This is a genomic window from Paenibacillus sp. P4_E11 (genome assembly GCF_056401635.1).
This window is the reverse complement of record NZ_JBFUIX010000371.1, coordinates 1-2,039: the sequence shown is the minus strand read 5'-3', so window position 1 is coordinate 2,039 and position 2,039 is coordinate 1. Positions and strand designations below refer to the sequence as shown.

3 protein-coding genes are annotated in these 2,039 nt (G+C 37.2%); all 3 read right to left on the bottom strand.

The features are described 5' to 3' along the window. A partial coding sequence (locus AC1DWB_RS34125; protein WP_477545516.1) for a hypothetical protein occupies positions 1–604 on the bottom strand: 604 nt, incomplete at its 3' end. 58 nt (positions 605–662) lie between these two features. Further along, complete coding sequence (locus tag AC1DWB_RS34120) at positions 663–1,121, bottom strand: GyrI-like domain-containing protein (protein ID WP_477545515.1); 459 nt, start codon at positions 1,119–1,121, stop codon at positions 663–665. A 6-nt stretch (positions 1,122–1,127) separates the two neighbouring features. Continuing rightward, positions 1,128–2,039, bottom strand: a 912-nt coding sequence (locus tag AC1DWB_RS34115) for a TRM11 family SAM-dependent methyltransferase (RefSeq protein WP_477545514.1), incomplete at its 5' end; no start/stop codon positions are given.

The following is a 2,039-nucleotide window of genomic DNA, read 5'->3' as shown; positions in this document are numbered from 1 at the left end:
GATGTGGTTCATTATAGCTGGAATAGGCCAATAAACGGTTATAACATTCATCAAACACATCTTTCTCCAGACAAGAAGTTTTGAATAAGCTGTACCACCCATCCCAGAAGGTGCCCGCCTGATCCTCTGCATTAATAGCAATTACATGTTCCCTCCAAGAATTATATATACCATTCCCGCTCGTATTTATGAATCCATAACCGTGTGTTTTACCTAACTCAACGTGGTTCATCCGAGTTAGAAGTTGAATGACCTCCGGAAGCAATTGGCGTTGTTGCTCAGGAGAGCAGCTTGCCAGATTGAGTCCACTGATCTTTTCTGAAATTAGATAGTTAAATGATTTAAATTTACCTAGCCCGAGATAAGAAGGAAACGGGATTCCCTGTGATGTTAAGAGGCCTGAAATAAATCTTTCAGTTTCAAAACTCCCTGCTAAGTCGCTAAATTTAATAACGTATTCCTTATCAAAAACCGAGAAGGAGAATACAGCGCTTAAATTACCCCCTTTTAATGGCGTTACCCCAATCACATTCGAACCAAAATATTCACTCAGCACAACTTCCACTTCCGAAGTTTCCAATGTTGGTTTTTCGTATGCAGTCATCTATTCCCTTCCTCCCTTATTACAATGTATGCTGATTCTCGTCTTCATTAATTCATAGTTACAATTTACTTCTTGCGACTGGAACCCAGAGCTCATATGATGCATCCACTTTTAATACTCGGAAAAATTGTGCATTTGCCACAAGCTCGTATCCATTTGTAGGAAACCATTCTGAAAATAAATAATACCAGGTGTTATACAATGTTTGCGGTGATGTTGAGGAAAGATCAAAGACTGCCCACTTTTGCATGGAAATGATCAACTCAACAAGAGATTTAGGACATTCTGCAGTTGTTTCAAATCCAATATAATAATCAACTAGATTGTCTGTATGATCGACCGCTATATAAAGGATTTCATTTACTTTTTCCATATTTATCTGCTCAAAATAAGTTTGCATGTCTTCATGTGTTGTTTGATCAATTCCAGGGACAAAGACTCCAATTTTATGTATTGGTGAAGTCTTTTTAATACCGACAATCTTGAAGGATTCCCTACTCACAAATCGGAAGTTCATTATTTATCAACCTTTCCGTTTATTTTTGTGTTTAACCCTCTCGAAAACATAGATGGCAGGGTGTAATCCCTTGAGACTTAACGGGAATGCTTTTATTAATCGCAAATGCAATGACGCAGCAACTTGTAAAATCTCATCCCAATTTTCTGTTAGAATGACAGCTTTCCCTTGGATTTTCATCACTCGAGTAATTTCAATTAATATTGCTCGATTGATTTCATTTGTTTCTTTTCCAAATGAAATTTGCCTTCCAAATGGCAGGTTTGTCACGACTTTATCAATAGAAGCATCGGCAAAAGCTAATTTACGAGCATCCCAATGTGTGACCTCTGCAAAAGTATCCATGAGATTCTCTTTCGCTACTTTGAGCGCCTGATGATCGATATCTCCCCCTCCAATATAGGTAAATGGATAGGATAATCGTTCCCATAAGATTGTGCCCGATCCACAACAAGGGTCAATAAAAACATCCTCTTCTACAGGAGTAGAAAGCCAAACCATTGCATGAGCGACAGTTGGTAATAGTGATGCTGCTGAGAAACGTCTATCAATTCGCCTAAAGCGATAGGATGCATTAGTTAACTTAAGTGAAAAAAGTCCGTTATGATCTTCAATATCTAATCGAAACTCTACATCAGGAAGACGATTCATACTAATTCTTTTGGAAGGGTAACGTTTTTTTATTCCTTCCATTGCTGCATTTGCTGCTTCAAATCGGCTATAGGTTTGTGATCCTTTACGGCTAGCATTCACATAATAGTATGTCCCTTTTTTTAGAAATGGCTTTAGATTTATACGAGAAACTTGATCACACAATTGATAAAGATGTAACCGATGTAATCCAATTTCTAATTCAGAAATAACCAAATATAAATTATTTGCTAGTCTTAAACTTTTTAGATGTTCAATATCTAGAGT